The organism is Zhongshania aquatica (assembly GCF_027257955.1).
Classification (GTDB): domain Bacteria; phylum Pseudomonadota; class Gammaproteobacteria; order Pseudomonadales; family Spongiibacteraceae; genus Spongiibacter; species Spongiibacter aquatica.
Window position 1 is genome coordinate 155,173 of record NZ_JANZNQ010000010.1, and the last position, 16,206, is coordinate 171,378.

Annotated in this window: 20 protein-coding genes; 13 read left to right on the plus strand and 7 right to left on the minus strand. The window is 48.7% G+C overall.

Annotated features, from left to right (window positions below; genetic code table 11):
* Window positions 1–57 precede the first annotated feature (57 nt).
* The 7 genes from O9X78_RS12105 to O9X78_RS12135 form a co-directional block, all read right to left on the minus strand.
* Complete coding sequence (locus O9X78_RS12105; RefSeq protein WP_269619947.1) at window positions 58–903, minus strand: major capsid protein P2; 846 nt, start codon at window positions 901–903, stop codon at window positions 58–60.
* Between the two features lie 278 nt (window positions 904–1,181).
* On the minus strand, window positions 1,182–1,871 hold the full coding sequence (locus tag O9X78_RS12110) for a P-loop NTPase family protein (protein WP_269619948.1): 690 nt from the start codon (window positions 1,869–1,871) through the stop codon (window positions 1,182–1,184).
* A gap of 4 nt (window positions 1,872–1,875) precedes the next feature.
* A complete protein-coding gene (locus O9X78_RS12115) occupies window positions 1,876–2,271 on the minus strand; it encodes a hypothetical protein (protein WP_269619949.1) in 396 nt (131 codons plus the stop codon).
* A gap of 2 nt (window positions 2,272–2,273) precedes the next feature.
* Window positions 2,274–2,630 (minus strand): hypothetical protein, encoded by a 357-nt coding sequence (locus tag O9X78_RS12120; protein ID WP_269619950.1) that lies wholly within the window; start codon window positions 2,628–2,630, stop codon window positions 2,274–2,276.
* A gap of 163 nt (window positions 2,631–2,793) precedes the next feature.
* Window positions 2,794–4,518: a replication endonuclease gene (locus tag O9X78_RS12125; protein WP_269619951.1), complete on the minus strand. Its 1,725-nt coding sequence runs from the start codon at window positions 4,516–4,518 to the stop codon at window positions 2,794–2,796.
* A gap of 261 nt (window positions 4,519–4,779) precedes the next feature.
* Window positions 4,780–5,154, minus strand: a complete 375-nt coding sequence (locus tag O9X78_RS12130; protein ID WP_269619952.1) for a hypothetical protein — start codon at window positions 5,152–5,154, stop codon at window positions 4,780–4,782.
* Window positions 5,155–5,156: 2 nt separating this feature from the next.
* Window positions 5,157–5,396, minus strand: coding sequence for a hypothetical protein (locus O9X78_RS12135; protein WP_269619953.1), 240 nt, complete (start codon window positions 5,394–5,396; stop codon window positions 5,157–5,159).
* A 500-nt stretch (window positions 5,397–5,896) separates the two neighbouring features.
* Here O9X78_RS12135 and O9X78_RS12140 point away from each other — a divergent pair, with 500 nt between their 5' ends.
* The 13 genes from O9X78_RS12140 (at window position 5,897) to O9X78_RS12200 (ending at window position 16,157) form a co-directional block, all read left to right on the plus strand.
* The gene (locus O9X78_RS12140; RefSeq protein ID WP_269619955.1) at window positions 5,897–6,874 is read left to right on the plus strand and encodes a phage integrase; all 978 of its coding nucleotides are present in this window, start codon (window positions 5,897–5,899) and stop codon (window positions 6,872–6,874) included.
* Window positions 6,875–7,176: 302 nt separating this feature from the next.
* On the plus strand, window positions 7,177–8,394 hold the full coding sequence (locus O9X78_RS12145; protein ID WP_269619956.1) for a tyrosine-type recombinase/integrase: 1,218 nt from the start codon (window positions 7,177–7,179) through the stop codon (window positions 8,392–8,394).
* Between the two features lie 107 nt (window positions 8,395–8,501).
* A complete protein-coding gene (locus O9X78_RS12150) occupies window positions 8,502–9,377 on the plus strand; it encodes a hypothetical protein (RefSeq protein ID WP_269619957.1) in 876 nt (291 codons plus the stop codon).
* Window positions 9,378–9,459: 82 nt separating this feature from the next.
* The gene (locus O9X78_RS12155; RefSeq protein ID WP_269619958.1) at window positions 9,460–9,678 is read left to right on the plus strand and encodes a helix-turn-helix transcriptional regulator; all 219 of its coding nucleotides are present in this window, start codon (window positions 9,460–9,462) and stop codon (window positions 9,676–9,678) included.
* A gap of 1 nt (window position 9,679) precedes the next feature.
* Window positions 9,680–9,985 carry a helix-turn-helix domain-containing protein gene (locus O9X78_RS12160; protein ID WP_269619959.1) on the plus strand — a complete coding sequence of 102 codons (306 nt, stop codon included), beginning with the start codon at window positions 9,680–9,682 and terminating at the stop codon, window positions 9,983–9,985.
* Window positions 9,985–10,167 carry a hypothetical protein gene (locus O9X78_RS12165; RefSeq protein WP_269619960.1) on the plus strand — a complete coding sequence of 61 codons (183 nt, stop codon included), beginning with the start codon at window positions 9,985–9,987 and terminating at the stop codon, window positions 10,165–10,167. Before O9X78_RS12160 ends, O9X78_RS12165 begins: the two co-directional genes overlap by 1 nt.
* Entirely contained in the window at window positions 10,164–10,682 is a 519-nt protein-coding gene (locus tag O9X78_RS12170; RefSeq protein ID WP_269619961.1) for a hypothetical protein, read from the plus strand. Before O9X78_RS12165 ends, O9X78_RS12170 begins: the two co-directional genes overlap by 4 nt.
* Window positions 10,683–10,975: 293 nt before the next feature.
* Entirely contained in the window at window positions 10,976–11,554 is a 579-nt protein-coding gene (locus tag O9X78_RS12175) for a hypothetical protein (protein ID WP_269619962.1), read from the plus strand.
* Between the two features lie 481 nt (window positions 11,555–12,035).
* A complete protein-coding gene (locus O9X78_RS12180; protein ID WP_269619963.1) occupies window positions 12,036–12,830 on the plus strand; it encodes a PDZ domain-containing protein in 795 nt (264 codons plus the stop codon).
* 95 nt (window positions 12,831–12,925) lie between these two features.
* Window positions 12,926–13,450: a hypothetical protein gene (locus tag O9X78_RS12185; RefSeq protein WP_269619964.1), complete on the plus strand. Its 525-nt coding sequence runs from the start codon at window positions 12,926–12,928 to the stop codon at window positions 13,448–13,450.
* A gap of 463 nt (window positions 13,451–13,913) precedes the next feature.
* Window positions 13,914–14,093 carry a hypothetical protein gene (locus O9X78_RS12190; RefSeq protein ID WP_269619965.1) on the plus strand — a complete coding sequence of 60 codons (180 nt, stop codon included), beginning with the start codon at window positions 13,914–13,916 and terminating at the stop codon, window positions 14,091–14,093.
* A gap of 235 nt (window positions 14,094–14,328) precedes the next feature.
* Window positions 14,329–15,441 (plus strand): protein adenylyltransferase Fic, encoded by a 1,113-nt coding sequence (gene fic / locus O9X78_RS12195; RefSeq protein WP_269619966.1) that lies wholly within the window; start codon window positions 14,329–14,331, stop codon window positions 15,439–15,441.
* Window positions 15,442–15,725: 284 nt separating this feature from the next.
* Entirely contained in the window at window positions 15,726–16,157 is a 432-nt protein-coding gene (locus O9X78_RS12200; protein WP_269619967.1) for a hypothetical protein, read from the plus strand.
* Window positions 16,158–16,206: the final 49 nt, after the last annotated feature.

The window sequence follows — 16,206 nt, forward strand, 5'->3', positions numbered from 1 at the left end:
CGCCGTTAATATAAGGCCCGCCACCGGCAGGCCTTATTCTGTTTTAGAATCGCGCTATTACAGCAACGGCCAAGGGATATACACATCAGCAAACGCTGTGATTGTATCGCCTGCACTGGTCGTTAAGTTTAGCTGCTGATTCCAAGGGCGACCGTTTGGATCGACGGTAGTTTCGGCGCTGCCCTGATTACCATCCGCAACACGATCTAGCACATAAACGCCCGACTGTGGCACGCGTGCAAATTGCTTTTGGAAATTGGCATTAGCCGCCACGCTCACATCGTCCCATTTAACGAAAGAGCCCTTTTTATATTCAAGGCTTGTTAAATTGGTGTGGAAGTAAACTGCACGACGCAAACGCGCACCCGGCGAACCGCCCAAACTTAGGTTATAGCTTTTGCGTGATACCGCTGCCGCTGGCTGAATAACCGTCCGAATTAAAGCCCGCATTTGAGCCACTTCTGCCGCATCAAAGCCGATACCTAGTAACGATTTCGGAACGTCGTGGTATGCCCACGCTTGCAATGTTGGCGCGGTAGCACCTGCAATGGTGATTTCAATTTCTAGCGGCTTACGATATACAGACAAATCCATCGCGCCTAAATACTGGCCGCGAATAGTTCGCGCCGTATTATCGCCAAACGGAATGTATAGGTAATTGGTGTCGGCTGTTAAGCCTTCGTAAGTGCTGATTTTTTCGAGCTGCGTGGCGCTGATACCGTTAATAATATCTTTACCGTCCAGACGAATACGCACATTGGTAATCATCGCTTTGGTAAAGGTAGTACCGCCCAGCTCAAGCACTAACGCGTAAAGGCTGCGATCCACTAATTCATCAGTAACTAGCGACGCAATACCTGTAGTCGGCACTACTGGGAATTGATTTAACTTTTCATAATCCATTGTGGTTTATCCTCTGGAATTTTCAGGAAGGCGAAAACGCCAGCGAATTAACCGTTAATCAGCGCACGAGTCTGAGGAACGCGGTTAAGCACTGCGATAGCGACTACGGCAAGAGCTACAGTCATTAAGCGTGATTTAGTCATGGTCTTTATACCTGTTGGTTTAAAAGTAAAATTGGTTAATGTTCAACGGCCCCAATCTCACCACCACGACGCGGTTTTTCGTCAACAAAAAAGGGCGCACGAAGCGCCCTTAATACCTATAGGTTTAATTTAGTTTTATTCGATGTAATTTAGCTGCACTTTTTCGGCTGGTCTGCCGGTTTCCTTCAGGTAAAAAGTAAGGGTATCTGGCTCAATTTCTAGCAATTTATCCCACGACACACCCGCGTATTTCTGCGCAGACTTAGCATCATCCTCACCGTCGACCAAGCCAACATACCGAAAGCGCGAATTCTGGCGCGCCGTTGATGGCACCTCTGCCGACCTCTGCGCCACGGTGTACGGTATACACCCATACTTCCGACCACGGCGAAGCAAATCACCGTAATCCGCCAACGCTGGCCCGCTCGACGCGGTGAACTGCCCCACCTCCTCTAAAATCACATGAGTATCAACATCACCGTCTAAAATATCCCACACGCCCAAACAAAACCGCTCAAAATCTACGGGTTTTTTAGCCCCCGTATACGCGATCCTGTAGGGTTTACCGCTGAGATCGGCCTGTCTCAATGTCTTGCTAAATTGAGCCATCGAATCAAACCCGATACACGGTTTCCATTTTCGCTTACCTGCAAACCTATCAGGTTTACCATACGGTATTGAATGGTCGCCATCTGGATCAAAAGCGACCAATCGAACACCGCTGCTAGGTATTCGGTTTTTGCAAACCTGCGACTTACCCGCGCCGGTAGTACCAATTACCAAATGGCCCTGCGGCTTTCTGGATGGATCAGCATTAATTGCCATGGCGTCAAGCCTCTTCCTGTTCGGCTGCTAACTGCTGATCAGTCATAATGCGCGGTAGCATTACCATCGCTGCGGTTAACACAAGCGCCACCTCTGGCCCAGTCTGCAAATCCGGTAAATACTTCTGCAAAACCTTATCAGTCGCAGTGCCAAGCTGCGCAGCCTCTTCGCTTTTCAGCTTCCAGTGATCCCCGCGCCGCGATGCCACCACACCGAAACCTATTTCAAGAATAAAGGCGATTTCTTCACCGCCTAGCTGTGGCTGCTCTGGCTCCGGCCTTGCCTGCGCACCCTCACCATTAGGTATATATTCAGACTCAGCGGCAAACCTGTCTAAGCTGTCATAGGTTTTCTGCTCGGTATTTGCTGCGGTTTCTTCGGTTTTAATTTCATCGCTCATGGCTATTCATCCTCGTCTAGTAATTTAGAAAAGAAACCGCGCTTTTTCGGTTTCTGCTCGGTTTGTTCTGGCTCGGGCGTGTAGTCTTCCACGGTTTCCGCTACTGGTTTCGGATCGTCTACAACGGGCGCGGCACTAGGTTTTTCCGGTTCATTGGCTGCGGCCTGCATTGGCTCAAAATTCGCAGTTATAAACCGCTGCCCTTGCGGTTTCCAAGGCTGAACGGTTCCACATTCACACCGCCAGTATTTAGCCTCCGCACGACTACCGCGACCAATCGCGCAAGCGTGAACCGTGGCCCGTGTTTCGCACATTGGGCAATTAATCCACCCTATTTGATCTCTATTTTTTACTGCCATCACTCACCCCCAAAATCAATTAATGACCTTCCGCAATCAGGACAACTACACGTTTCTGTATCGCCACCCTCCCAGCACTGAGGCGGGTCTGGCTCTTCATCCAAAACAACTTTGCAAACCTCATCCATTTCTCACCCCGTACAGTTATTGACACAAGTCCAAGTTAAGCAGGCGCCAAAGGCGGCGCCCTACAACCAACATCAGGCAAGCGCTCTCGCGCCCTGACCGTCCACGAGTGAAACCGGCTCCTAATCATTGGCCCGACAAAATGACTCCACAGACCGGCCAACACCATCACGGCATCGCCATACTTGCCCAAGGTGTCGCGCACGAACTGCGCCGCCTGTAAGGGCCTCAAAACACGCGCACAGACCGCGCCACCCATCTGGTCGGTGTACTCGCACCAATCTGACTTGTCGGCGGCATCCATGAGCAACTGCAGTTGCTCGCATTCTTGAACTTCAACCGGTAAATTTTCTTTATTCCGCGCAGCTCTGCGCAGCTCTCGGTAAGGTGTAACAGGTGGCCCGCCTATCTGCTGAAATTGGCGAATTCCCCAAACGCTGGCCCATGCCTGAACCCGCGCAGAAGTGACCACGGCATAATCGTCTGCCTCTTCGTCAATACCTACGCCGATACCCTTAATATTTTTTGAAATGTATTTGACGATGTAACCGGCTGGCCCGCCCTTAGCAGGATCAATCGCCACCACATCAAAACGGTACTTATCGGCGCCCGCTTCGTCGCCATCTTCAGCCATGACATAAGCGCGCAAAATATCGGTCAACTGCGCAGCCTGATAACAGCGAACAAACAACATAATGTGCCAATGAGGCGTTCCGTCATGGTGTGGCTCTGCCACTCTGAACCCGAAAATTTCCAAACCTTCGCGCTTAATTGCCGCGCGCGCTTTCTGCCACTGCTTATTCAAATATTTCATGGCGTCAACGGGGGAAGCACCGGAATACTTTGGATTGATAGCACCGTCATAATTAACAGCGTGATACTTACTAGGCGTAGTCCACGTGTAGAACATGCACACGAAACCAGAACTTGGACCAACTTGCGGCTGGTACTTATTTTCTTTTTCTACCCACTCTTCAAAGCCGCGATTGCGCACCATTAATTCAGCAAAGCGGTTATGCGGATTCGACACACCCAAATCGGACAACTGAGCAAGAGTGAATGACTCACCATCTTCATTCTCGGCTTCCAAATTTTCTAACAGCAATCTATTTCGGCGCTGCTGTTCCAAGTACCGCCGCAACGTCACGTTGGACACATAGGGCGCCCGCTTCTTGCACACGGCGCCCAGCTCACGCAAAACGCCTTCTGTTCCCCTATGCGCTGTTTTACGCAACAACTTACGCCACCAAAGATGATCAGCGAGCCTATGACCCGCGCCATCTTCGCCGTATTTTTTAACCATGGCGGCATAATCCAACCCCAGCGAATAGCGCGACTCCAAGCGCTCTGCTGCTGCCTCCGTGGGCGATTTATCAACCAATGCGGAAAGTGTGTCACCCCAGCCCCTCGACTCAATAACGCGCTTAGTCCCACCGTCTGACCACCCACCGGCAGACTGGCGCTCACCCATGGCAGCATCACGCAACTTAATAAACTTGGATGGCATCGACTCTGCCAGCTCGCAAAGCTCACTGTCATAGGCCGTAAGGTTAAAATCAGCACGACTAAGACGATTGATATAACCAAGCGTTTCCTGATTAACGTCATATAGCGTTTTTCCCCTCTGCAACTGCCCCTCATGCCACCGGCCCAATGCACCCGACATATAGCGAGTACGACGCAAGGCATTATCTAGCCAGCGCCGTTGTTCGCACTCAAAACGGGGATTGTGATAAACAGCAGGAACCGCCACGGCATTCATGCAGACTTGACCGGCTTAGGCTTAGGATAAACCGGCAATAATTGCGGCGAGGCCATCATTTAAGATACGCCCGCACAATGATAACTATCTCAATCGCCAACACACTCTCGACCCGTTCCAATCGATCATATTCACGCCAGCAGTCCAAACCCTCCCGATCCCCCAACGCGACAATTCTTGCCAATTCCGCTTTTTTTGCTGCTCCAACTTTCGAAAATCTAGACACTTTTTCTTTGAGCCGCTCACACATTTCCAAACACATCACGAAGCCCTCCGCAACATTGGACGATTAGCGTCTTCTTGAGATTGACGCTGGTATTCCTGCCCCAGCGCGGTTAATAAAATTCCGTGGCCGTTACAATCTGGACACGGCAAGAACACGCCGCCTTCACAAATCACTTCACCATCGCCGCGAATGTATCGACGCTGACACCGGATAAATCCCGTACCGCGCGATTGATCCTTTCCCGCACAGGTTAAGCAGCAAACGAAGTGGTGCGGCGACAAAGGCAACGGCGACACCCGCGCCCTGTCAATCTGGTCTTTGGTTTTAAAATTGGTTTGTTCGTGATTTTTGAAAATAGCCGCCGTGGTGCGGTCTTGGTCTTTGTAGCTGGCTCTTAATGGCTCGTACATGTTCAGCCCCCGTTAACGCTTTTGCGCGCACTATAGGATTCAATCTCGTCGGCTTGCTTCTCAGCCAAACGCTGGAGATAAATTATGTTTACAAATCTCTTACCTCGACGCCCCTCCTCAGTGAAATTAATAGTCGGCAATCCACCACCATCCACCATCTTTGATACCGCCGCCTCGGTCATTCCCCACATACGCGCCACCTCTCGCACAGGAATAACCGGAAGCAAATTTTCTGAGGCCATAATTATTAGTTCCATTTGGTTGTTTAGATTTTTCCTGAAAAATACTAACAGCCACGAATTTCCTGAATTCCCCCCCGCTCTGATACCATTGAGAGACAGGAAACGCCGTGAAGCATCAGGAAGCATCGTTACGTCAAAATCAGTTCACGGTATCAACGGAATGCTATGGTAGACAAATGATATGTATGAATCAAATACCACTATAGGTCAAAGAATACGAATGATAAGGGAGAGCGAAGGTCTCGGAAGAACGAAATTCAGCCGGTTGATCGGGTGCAAACAAAACTCTCTTACAGCAACCGAAAATCAAGCACTTTCATGCAATTCGACACTTTTAGAGTCAATATGCAGGGAGTTTCCACAATATACGGTTTGGCTAATCACTGGCTCTTCGACACTTTCAGCAGATCAAACCAAACCCGACAACACCGCCATCGAGAACTACAGGAAGCATCTAAAGGCTTAAAAACACAAACTTATATATTAAAATGGTCTAAAAAATGCCCAAGAAAACCGAAAAAGGCTGGCTAGTAGACATGCGACCAGACGGACGCGACGGTAGACGAGTGCGCCGCACCTTTGAAACCAAGGCCGAGGCCCTGCGCTTTGAAGCCTTCACCAAAGCCAAAGCGGATAGAGGCGAATGGAACCCCAGCGCAGCAGATAACCGGCGGCTTTCTGAGCTTTGTCAGCTCTGGTTTGATAACCATGGCAAGCACCTGACCGATGGCGTGAGGCGTCTTAGCATCTTGAATTTAATTACTGCCGCGATGCGTGACCCGATTGCCTGCCAGCTCAAGCCCGAAAATTACCTACGATATCGATCTAAGAAAGAGGCGAAGCCCAAAACCCACAACAATGAACTTGGGTATTTAAACTCGGTATATAACGAGCTGCGCCGCCTCGAGTTTATCGACTACGAGAACCCGATTGGCCGTATCAAGCCGATCAAGCTCTCTGAAAATGAGCTTTCGTTTTTGACCAAGCAACAGATTACGGAATTGCTCGATGAAATCCGCGCTAAATCCGACAACAAGCATGTACTGCTAATCACTAAAATCTGCCTGTCTACTGGGTGCCGATGGGGGGAAGCCGAGGGATTACATAGCCGCCACATTCACGCGGGGAAGATTACGTTTAACGATACAAAGTCTAAGCGGAATAGAACTGTCCCGATATCCTCGGAGCTTGAAAAAGAGATTGCAGACCACGGCGACGGTCAACTGTTTAGCAGCTCAATTACCGCGTTTCGGCGCGCACTGGCCCGCACATCCATTGAACTTCCCACGGGGCAAGCCGCTCACGTATTGCGGCACACTTTCGCGAGTCATTTTATTATGAATGGCGGCGATATCATCACGCTTCAGCGCATTCTAGGCCATGCCAGTATCACCATGACGATGCGCTATGCTCACCTGTCACCGAGCCACCTAGCCGCCGCCGTAAAGTTCAACCCACTAAATACCCACAGCGCCTAAATTGTCCACAAATCGTCCCCATTAGTGTCGCTTTATGGGGTTTCCTGTCGTTTCCTGATTTTTTAAGTGCCTGATATTTCTGTAAGTCATTGATTTTAATATAGTATCCTCGGGGTTCAATTCCCGCCGGCTCCACCAAAATATCTTCCAAGGGAGACCAAGGAAGGCCTGAAACCCCAGTAAATCTGGGGTTTTTTGTGTCTGTAGCGTCCATAAGTGTCTGGGGGCATCTATTGCAATCCAGTCCAAAGTGGGGGCACAATCGGGGGCATAAACGGATTTCACCAAACAGGTGCCCCCAGATGCCCCTAACAGACCCCGCAGTAAAACTAGCCAAGCCCAAGGACAAACCCTATCGCCTAACTGATGGCGAAGGCATGTACTTGGAAGTATCTCCCAAGGGCGGCAAATACTGGCGCATGAAATATCGCTTTGGGGGAAAAGAAAAACGGCTTTCTATTGGTGTCTACCCAGCCACATCCCTAAAGAAGGCCCGCCAACTTCGCGAACAAGCTCGGCAACACCTTTCTAATGGCGTAGACCCCTCTGCACTTAAACAAATCACCAAGCTCACCAACACTACCGCCGCGGCAAACAGCTTCAAGCTTGTCGCCTTAGAATGGTTCAGCAAACAAAAACCGATCTGGGCAGAAAATCATTGGTCAAAAGTCGAGCGAATGATGGAGCGGGACTTATTCCCCTTCCTTGGCTCCCGTCCACTTAATGGGATCACACCTCCCGAATTACTCGCCGTATTGCGAAAAATTGAAAGCCGTGGCGCTCTTGAGTCTGCCAAGCGCACAAAGCAGATAGCCGGACAAATATTCCGCTACGGCGTGGCTACAGCTCGATGTGAACGCGATCCCGCCCAAGACCTGAATGGCGCGCTGGCCAACCCAATCAAACAACACCGATCCGCAATTACTGACCCCAAGTTAGTCGGCCCTTTACTAAACGCCCTAGATGGCTATCAGGGAACCGCTGTAGTGAATGCAGCTCTTCGCCTTGCCCCACTAACCTTTGTTCGCCCCGGCGAGTTACGCACCGCCAAATGGGCTGAAATTGACTTCGACAAAGCTGAATGGCGCTACTATGTAACCAAAACCAAGTCAGACCATATCGTGCCACTGTGCAAGCAGGCCATCGACATACTACGAGAGCTGCAACCGCTGACCTGTAACAGTGAATATGTATTCCCTAGCGCGAGAACCCTTAGCCGCCCAATGAGTGACAACGCAGTGTTATCGGCTATGCGCCGCATGGGGATCGGCAAGGATGAAATGTGCGGGCATGGCTTCCGCGCTATGGCGCGCACCATACTGGATGAAGAGCTGCATTTTCGGCCTGACTGGATCGAACACCAGTTAGCCCATGCGGTGAAAGACGTTCACGGTAGAGCCTACAACCGAACGGCCCATCTACCGGAGCGAAAAAAGATGATGCAAGCTTGGGCGGATTATCTGGACAACCTTAAAGCCCAAACAGTGAACAACAATGTGATTGCAGCTAAGTTTGGCTAAGGTCGCCAGCCAGAATATTTGCTACCTCATACCCGACTGGGGACAGGCCGGAAACCCTCACCGGCATGGAGTGGCAAGTCATTGAGAGCAGGGCAAAATGGTGTCTAGTGACAAAAGTGAAGCGCGGTGAGTTTTATAGTTTTGATGATGAAATTCTACAATCCCTTAGGGAAGAGGCCAAAAACCTCGATGAATTTGATCGCAGTGACTGGATTGAAAGCACTAATCTTTGCGAAGTCGAAGACGCGTGGCATTTAATTAGAAACGGGCTACAGTCGCCAAACTTATTCTCGACAGCAGATTGGATGAAAGAGATCGCAGCTCGCCTCCAGGACATCCCAAATAGTCCGACTTTGTTAAGCGAATACACGGACGCCGTCACGTACGCCCTAGGTATTGAGCGGCAATTACCAAAAGAAAAACTAGATTCAAACTTCGATATTTACAGGTCTAGCGAGGAGAGCTTCACTTCTCTGGAAGCGGCTTGGATGAGAGCGCACCCAGATGCATCCGAGCCACACCCAGTATTTGGATTAAGCCTAAGAGAAATGGAAAACGACATCCCCAACTTACGGGAACTGACAACAATAGAAGCCTTTATCAATCTAGTAAATACAGGACGGTACCCAACTCCGGAACTAATGCTGTCTCTCGCCAAATCTTTCCAACTTTATTTTGAGGCCGACGGCAAGCTGTCATTAGAAGAAGTATTTTTTGGAAAACCAAAACAACGATCTGGAAATTACGCACAACAATCGCTAAACGAAAATCGGTATCTTTTATTCCATGACTGCGTCAACAGAGAGCTTGGGGAAAACTCGATATTCAACGCGTTCACCTCAGTCCAGGAACTCGCAGAAAAATTTTTACAATCCCATGCTACTGACGAAGATTTTGACGGAGAAAACATAATTGATTTGGACACGTTCTTACGCGGTTACCGACGCTGGAAACAACGACGGAGTGGCCTAACGGACAATTAACATATTTATTTGACCTCGCCACAGAAGAAAATATGACAATAATAGGTAGCCATGTTCCACAACATACCCAAGGGGTAACAACATGGCAGAGCAAGTCCGAGAAGTACTATTACGCCGTAAGCAAATCGAGGCCCGCACCGGGCTAGCCCGCAGCACTATCTACGCATTAATGAGCGAGGAGAAATTCCCCAAACCTGTGCCACTCGTTGGGCGCACTGTTGCGTGGACATCAAGTAGCATTGACAAGTGGATTGCTGGGCGTATCGCCGCCGGCAAAACCCAAGCAAAGAGAGGGTGCTAAAATGAAAAAGGCCACCCCGAAGAGCAGCCAATCACACACCACCCATTCTACTGCTAGCAGCGACCAACGCCAACGCCTTTTAGTGGCCTTACGTAAAGTAGGCAACGAGGGTCTGACAACGATCCAAATAAGAGAACAGCTCGATATTATGATGCCCGCCGCAAGGGTTCATGAATTACGCTGGAATTACGGTTACAACATTCAGGCAATCCCAGATCATGATTACAACGCCCAAGGTAATCACCACTCCTGCAAACGCTATGTGCTGTTTTCTGGCCGATGGGACAAAGTACGGAGGGCTGCATAATGGGACGCTACATAGTGGAAGTCCGCCAAGAAATCACCACCCCCGTCACTATCTATGCCGACAACGCAGACGACGCACAGAAGCGCGCAGTTTACGGGCTAGGCGAATTTGGCGACCCAGCTGCCAGTGAACTGCAAATAACCTCCACACGGCTCCTAGAGGAATTTGGAGCGGGACAATGAGCAGAAAGCTTACACAGTACGACGAACACTGGAGGGGCGTTGCGCACATTCGCATCCCCCTCACAGTTCTCGATAGCCCAGCGTGGCGAGTTCTATCTTTTTCTGACAAAGCACTGTATGCCGATTTGCGCGCCAAATTGCGCTCGACCAATAACGGCAATATCAATGCCACACTTTCAGAAATGAAACATCGTGGCTGGAACTCGTCAGCAACATTATGGAAATCACTTCGCAATCTCGAGCGCATGGGCTTAATCGCCCAAACGCGGCAAGGTGGTATCGGCGGGATGTCGAAGATATGCAATTTGTATCGCTTTACTGACCTTCCGGTGCATGACTTCCCCAAGCAGCGAATTGCAGCCAGAAAACCGACTAACGAATTTTCAGCATTCGATTCCGTAAAAGCGGCGCAAGCGGAAATTGATGCACTTAAGCGAGAAATCCAATGCAAAAAAGATATGCGAAGAAAATCAAAGGTTCAAAAATTAAAGTTAGTAACTTCAAGTACTGAATAAGTGAGGCCGTTTAAAACTTCAAAAGTTGAACATCGAATTTATCAAAGCTTCAAATTATGAACACTGGATAAATCGCCCTGCGCCTTATGCACCTAGCATTTCAAACGATTTTAGAAGTTTTAGAGGAGGAACTCCCACCATTCAGAAATTGAACACCTTATGTATATACCAACCCCTATACAGCTTAAGCAATCAGAAAATAGAAAGATCATATAAGCACAACACCATGAGCACACGAAGATTAAAACAGGCTATTCGCTAATGTTTTCGGAAATAAACTGGAGAATTATCTTATGGGTGGATATGGAAGCGGACGACCATCGAGCAACCGCGACACAGTAGATAACACCCGCTGCGTAGATATTCGTTTCATGCGGCGAATGGGGTGGCTACAAGCAGGCATTGCTGGCACCTTAAGGTGGAATTGCAATGGTCAGCCCTCCGGTGACATCCGTTACCGAGTGACTGAACATAGTCTCGTTCTAAACTATCGGTATCGCATTAACGGTGGCAATTGGGATAGCGTAGAGCAAACAGTCGCGCTAGAAACAACGCCCTGTCATTACGGCGGCCTCCGCTACTGGTTTACTTGCCCACGCTGCGACCGACGCTGCGCCTTACTATGTGGCGCGGAGAGGCTGTTCTATTGCCGGCAGTGCTATAACCTTCCCTACCAAACACAACTGGAAGGGGCACACGGAAGAGCCTGCATGAAGCGCAACAAGCTGGAAAAGAAGTTGTTTGGCCCTAATCGCCGGCGTATGTGGGCACAGACAAGAGACCGACTAATTAACGAGCTAGTAAAAGCCGAGGATGCGGCCAACCAAGCCCTAATTGCTCATTTCAAAGATTTATGTAGTGATATATTCTGACCCGTGAAAGGCAACACTCATAGCCAGAGAACAGCTAATGAAAAAAGATAACGATAAATATGAGTACCTAGACATTCCTGACTATTTAATGCCCAGCCCAAGAACAAACTGGCGGTTACCCCCGCTTTGGTGGCCAGCCTCAATTATCAAATATTCACTACTACCTTACCTTTACCCAATCGGGGTAATACATTGCCGATGGGTTTCAGACATAAGAGCTTGAATTGACTACACAGACTAAGCCTTACCATCCCTAATCGCTTCTTTCAGAGAGATAAACAGAGAGGCTTACTAGCTGGAAACACCCGCACAACAGATACTCACCATCAAACCGGCCTTTGACGCACAATAAAGGCGACAAATAGCATAATCGGTATTATTGTTCAGGCTGTAGCTTTAAGAACTCTATGACGGAGCGGCCTTTTTTAACGACAAGCAATTTTCCGCAGCGATGCAGGACTGAGTGAAGGGACTTACACTAATGAAAATGATTTCGGTATTTGTAATATGCCTAGGCTTGATTGGGTGCGTGAGTGGGTATCAGCAGTTTTACAAACCCGTTTCTAATCTGACGCCAGAAGCCCTAGGCAAAATCCGGGCAACACCAGCGCCAATCGAACCAGTTGTGTCGCATCAAGCCTCACCCCCTACTGAGCGAGAAATAAGCAAGGCAGGATATATTGTTTTAGGATATTCATCGTTTAACAGTGGCCGAAAAGAAACTGACGCAGACGCAATAAAGCAAGCAAAAGCACTCCGAGCGGATGCAGTCGTAATCATAAATCCGCAGCATACTGGATCGACTACCAGCGCCATTCCAATCACCACACCAACGACATCCACGGCCTATACTTCAAGCAATGCGACGGCTTATGGTTCCGGTGGAAGCGCAACTGCGTACGGGAACTCCACAACAACTACCTATGGAAGCCAAACGAACTACATCCCGATTACTACCCATCTTTATAATTACGGCGCAATTTACCTTGTGAAAATCCGATATGCACTTGGACTTACTCATCGTCCGTTGAATGATGATGAGCGGGTACAATTGCAGTCCAACCGAGGAGTCAGCGTTACGTCCATCATTGATGGAAGCCCTGCATTTAACGCGGACATCCTTCCCGGTGACATTATTACTAATATCAATGATGAGCGCATAAGCACCGGAGAGTCTTTTAACGAAAGACTGAATACCCTTCGAGGCCAAGTTGTGACACTGACTGTAAATCGGAATGCAAAGGAACTGAAAATTAATGTCGCTCTTTCAGAATAACAAACCCTAATAGCGGCAATACCCACCAAACAGATCGCTCCGAGCAAAGTTTGATTCCGCCGCCCTATTTATATCACCGGACCTTGGAGGCTATTATGGCAGCGCTAGCTACGTTTATAGTTGTGTTTATAGTTACCCTACTGGCACAGCAAACATGGAAAGGCTGGAACGACCCCGCATTCGTGTTAGGCCGCCAAGCGGCGAAAATGAATTGGGCGAAATCTCGATACGTTAGTGAAGACGGCTACAAAAACATGTGCGTTATGCGAAATGGTGTCGAGGTTATGATACGACATCACCCCGCACAAATAGTGCTTATTAAGCCTCAAATAGAAAGGCAGTTCCATGACTTTGAGGAATTGGAGCACTGGCTTTCCGAGCACCTTAACCACTCAATAGAAGTTGACCACTCTACGCACAGCGAAAAATATAACCCCACGATACTTGCGGAATTTGCTGCAGAACTTGATAAGTGGCCGACCGACCAGGCTCAAGCTGCAAGTTACGTAGTAAAGGAAGTGATCGAACACGGCAACAATGACATTGACGACGCAATGAACCAGTTAACTGCACATCAGATGCAAGTTGTCGCTGACGTTATTTCAAAAATTCGCGGGTAAATGATTACCACCTTCACAACTACCCAACTAAACCTAACCACCTCTAAAGAGTGGAATTGTCTCAAATGAATGATCAAATCACCTTCAGCAGCCAAGCTAGAGAGCAATCTTGGGGGCATTTATGGGGGCACAAACAAAACAACAAATAAAAAACTCATTTAATATCAATAAGATATATATTGTTTTAAAGTGACGCCGGCCCACCAAATATCAAACCTCAACTCGAAAGAGTTGGGGTTTTTTATTGCCCTTTTTCTAATAAAAATATGCCGAAAGTAACTTGTCTCAAAATTGCTTACTTGCGAAAAACGCAGATCGTAAAAACTCTCCACCGGCTTTCATGTCGCCAAGCAGTCAGTACAGCGCTCACAATGCCTCGTAAATATTTGTTCCAGCAAAGAGATTCCCCTATAGTCGAACGCAGAACACGGAAGTAAGCATAAACACCCGCACTGAGGGAATAATGGCAATAGCATCAGACGCGCCACAAAGCAGCAATTTCGCCTTTTTAAGCGAACGCGACCCTATCCTAATTCAGCTCGCCACCACCGCTGAAAATACCTTTTATGCCAATCCGAACCGAATTCAGTGGAAAAAATTCTTAGCCAACATAGCTAGACGGCACCCCAGCGCAATTGGCTGACTCGGCTTGACAAACAGCTCACGCACTAATTCATCATCAACCGTGACACCATAAACGACGAACTGTGGGTCGCGTATTAATCCAAACCAACGCAAAATATGTATAGAAAACGCAATTTTCTATACACGTCGACATAACGTGTACATTTTTCGCAATTTTTTATACATATCAGCTTGTCATGTCGATACCATCGACCTATGCTAAGAAAATGTCGACAAAACTGGATTATTTAAACATGACATGGCAAGCCGACCGACCTTACAACAACCTTTCGCTACTGCCACCACCGCGAGAAGCGGTAGAAAACCTCAGCACACTTAAGGCCTGCATTCCAGCACGCGCGGCCTTGGCCGAGCTAAAACAAGCGGGCGAGCTACTGCCCAACCAAGGTTTACTGATCAACCTGCTACCGCTATTGGAAGCCAAAGGCTCATCTGAGATCGAAAACATTGTCACCACCACCGACAAGCTCTTTCAGTACGCCGACGAAGACAGCAACGCCGACCCCGCCACCCGCGAAGCGCTGCGTTATCGCAGGGCATTGGCTAGCGGCTACACCAAACTCCGTGAACGCCCTCTCACCGCCAACACCGCCATAGACATATGCAGCACCATTAAATCGGTAGACATGCAGGTACGGAAAGTACCCGGCACCAAACTCATGAATCCCGCTAGTGGTGAAGTGATTTACACACCGCCAGAGGGCGAAGCCCAACTCAATACACTGCTCAGCAACTGGGAGAGATTTCTATATAGCCAAGACGACCTAGACCCACTCATTAAAATGGCCATTGCCCATTATCAGTTTGAAGCCATTCACCCCTTTACCGACGGTAATGGTCGCACCGGCCGCGTATTGAACATTCTTTACCTTATCCAAGAAGAGCTCCTCAGCCTGCCCATACTCTACTTAAGCCGCTACATTGTGGAACACAAGGCCGACTACTACCGTCTGCTGCTCGGTGTAAGTAACCAGCAAAACTGGCAAGAGTGGATTTTATACATACTGGCCGCAGTAACAGACACGGCGCAGTGGACAACCGCTAAGATTGCCGCGACCCGGCGGCTCATGATGATTACTGGCGACCATGTGCAGCGCCAGCTCCCCAAAGCCTATAGCCACGAGCTAATCCAGGTCATCTTTCAACAACCCTATTGCCGAATTACTAATTTAGTCGACGCCAATATCGCCAAACGGCAAACCGCCTCGGTATACCTCAAGCAACTCTGCGAGATTGGTGTGTTAGAAGAGCGCCAAGTTGGCAAAGAAAAATTATTCATACATCCCAAGCTGGTTCAGCTGTTAAGTCAGGACAGCAACATAATTAAGGATTACCCCCAAGCATGACCAACAACAATATTATTCAAAAACTCTGGAATCTCTGCGATTCAATCCGCGACGACGGCATTAACTGCAGCGACTAAGTCACCGAGCTGTTTAGGCACACCTAAAACATTCTACCAGCGGCAAGAATCCTCTCTACCTCCGCCACAGCCTATGTCGCCCCGGCACTGAAATTTAGATCTCTCTGACTATTTCCTAAAAGCCTCTACTTAAGTCGTATTCATACGCCCCGATGCCGGTGCTAATATGCCGCCTCGTTCCCGCGCATACCGAGTTGAAATCCGCCAATGACCTTTTTTCTTGTCGCTCTGGCTCTTGCCGCCCTGTTGTTAGTTATTTTCGAAGACCTGATTCATATCAATAAAGCCAAAACCACGCTGTTCATCGGCACGCTGAGCTGGCTGCTCGTCTATATTTTCGGCTTAAATGGTCTGTCACACGCGGAGATCTCAGAAAAACTCAACGAGAACTTATTAGAAATCGCCACGCTCTGGCTGTTCCTAATGTCGGCAATGACATTTGTCGCCTACCTGAACAGCCGAGGATTTATCTCCAATCTTATCCAGATGATGTTGCCCAGCAGCCTGCACGAACGAACCCTGATGCTACTGCTCGGCGGGTTCGCGTTTCTATTTTCATCGTTATTAACCCGGCGATCAAAAGTATCTGATATAATGCGCGAATGGACGAAAAAATTGATGCAAGAAAATTATCCTTAGAAGTTCTTGAAGAAAAACGCCGACAGGCGCATCGACTTCGGAAACGCGG

What these genes read in the sequence shown, in the direction of transcription:
- O9X78_RS12105 (WP_269619947.1), bottom strand. Translation starts at nt 903, where the DNA reads ATGGATTATGAAAAGTTAAATCAATTCCCAGTAGTGCCGACTACAGGT.
- O9X78_RS12110 (WP_269619948.1), bottom strand. Translation starts at nt 1,871, where the DNA reads ATGGCAATTAATGCTGATCCATCCAGAAAGCCGCAGGGCCATTTGGTA.
- O9X78_RS12115 (WP_269619949.1), bottom strand. Translation starts at nt 2,271, where the DNA reads ATGAGCGATGAAATTAAAACCGAAGAAACCGCAGCAAATACCGAGCAG.
- O9X78_RS12120 (WP_269619950.1), bottom strand. Translation starts at nt 2,630, where the DNA reads ATGGCAGTAAAAAATAGAGATCAAATAGGGTGGATTAATTGCCCAATG.
- O9X78_RS12125 (WP_269619951.1), bottom strand. Translation starts at nt 4,518, where the DNA reads ATGAATGCCGTGGCGGTTCCTGCTGTTTATCACAATCCCCGTTTTGAG.
- O9X78_RS12130 (WP_269619952.1), bottom strand. Translation starts at nt 5,154, where the DNA reads ATGTACGAGCCATTAAGAGCCAGCTACAAAGACCAAGACCGCACCACG.
- O9X78_RS12135 (WP_269619953.1), bottom strand. Translation starts at nt 5,396, where the DNA reads ATGGCCTCAGAAAATTTGCTTCCGGTTATTCCTGTGCGAGAGGTGGCG.
- O9X78_RS12140 (WP_269619955.1), top strand. Translation starts at nt 5,897, where the DNA reads ATGCCCAAGAAAACCGAAAAAGGCTGGCTAGTAGACATGCGACCAGAC.
- O9X78_RS12145 (WP_269619956.1), top strand. Translation starts at nt 7,177, where the DNA reads ATGCCCCTAACAGACCCCGCAGTAAAACTAGCCAAGCCCAAGGACAAA.
- O9X78_RS12155 (WP_269619958.1), top strand. Translation starts at nt 9,460, where the DNA reads ATGGCAGAGCAAGTCCGAGAAGTACTATTACGCCGTAAGCAAATCGAG.
- O9X78_RS12160 (WP_269619959.1), top strand. Translation starts at nt 9,680, where the DNA reads ATGAAAAAGGCCACCCCGAAGAGCAGCCAATCACACACCACCCATTCT.
- O9X78_RS12165 (WP_269619960.1), top strand. Translation starts at nt 9,985, where the DNA reads ATGGGACGCTACATAGTGGAAGTCCGCCAAGAAATCACCACCCCCGTC.
- O9X78_RS12170 (WP_269619961.1), top strand. Translation starts at nt 10,164, where the DNA reads ATGAGCAGAAAGCTTACACAGTACGACGAACACTGGAGGGGCGTTGCG.
- O9X78_RS12175 (WP_269619962.1), top strand. Translation starts at nt 10,976, where the DNA reads ATGGGTGGATATGGAAGCGGACGACCATCGAGCAACCGCGACACAGTA.
- O9X78_RS12180 (WP_269619963.1), top strand. Translation starts at nt 12,036, where the DNA reads ATGAAAATGATTTCGGTATTTGTAATATGCCTAGGCTTGATTGGGTGC.
- O9X78_RS12185 (WP_269619964.1), top strand. Translation starts at nt 12,926, where the DNA reads ATGGCAGCGCTAGCTACGTTTATAGTTGTGTTTATAGTTACCCTACTG.
- O9X78_RS12190 (WP_269619965.1), top strand. Translation starts at nt 13,914, where the DNA reads ATGGCAATAGCATCAGACGCGCCACAAAGCAGCAATTTCGCCTTTTTA.
- fic (WP_269619966.1), top strand. Translation starts at nt 14,329, where the DNA reads ATGACATGGCAAGCCGACCGACCTTACAACAACCTTTCGCTACTGCCA.
- O9X78_RS12200 (WP_269619967.1), top strand. Translation starts at nt 15,726, where the DNA reads ATGACCTTTTTTCTTGTCGCTCTGGCTCTTGCCGCCCTGTTGTTAGTT.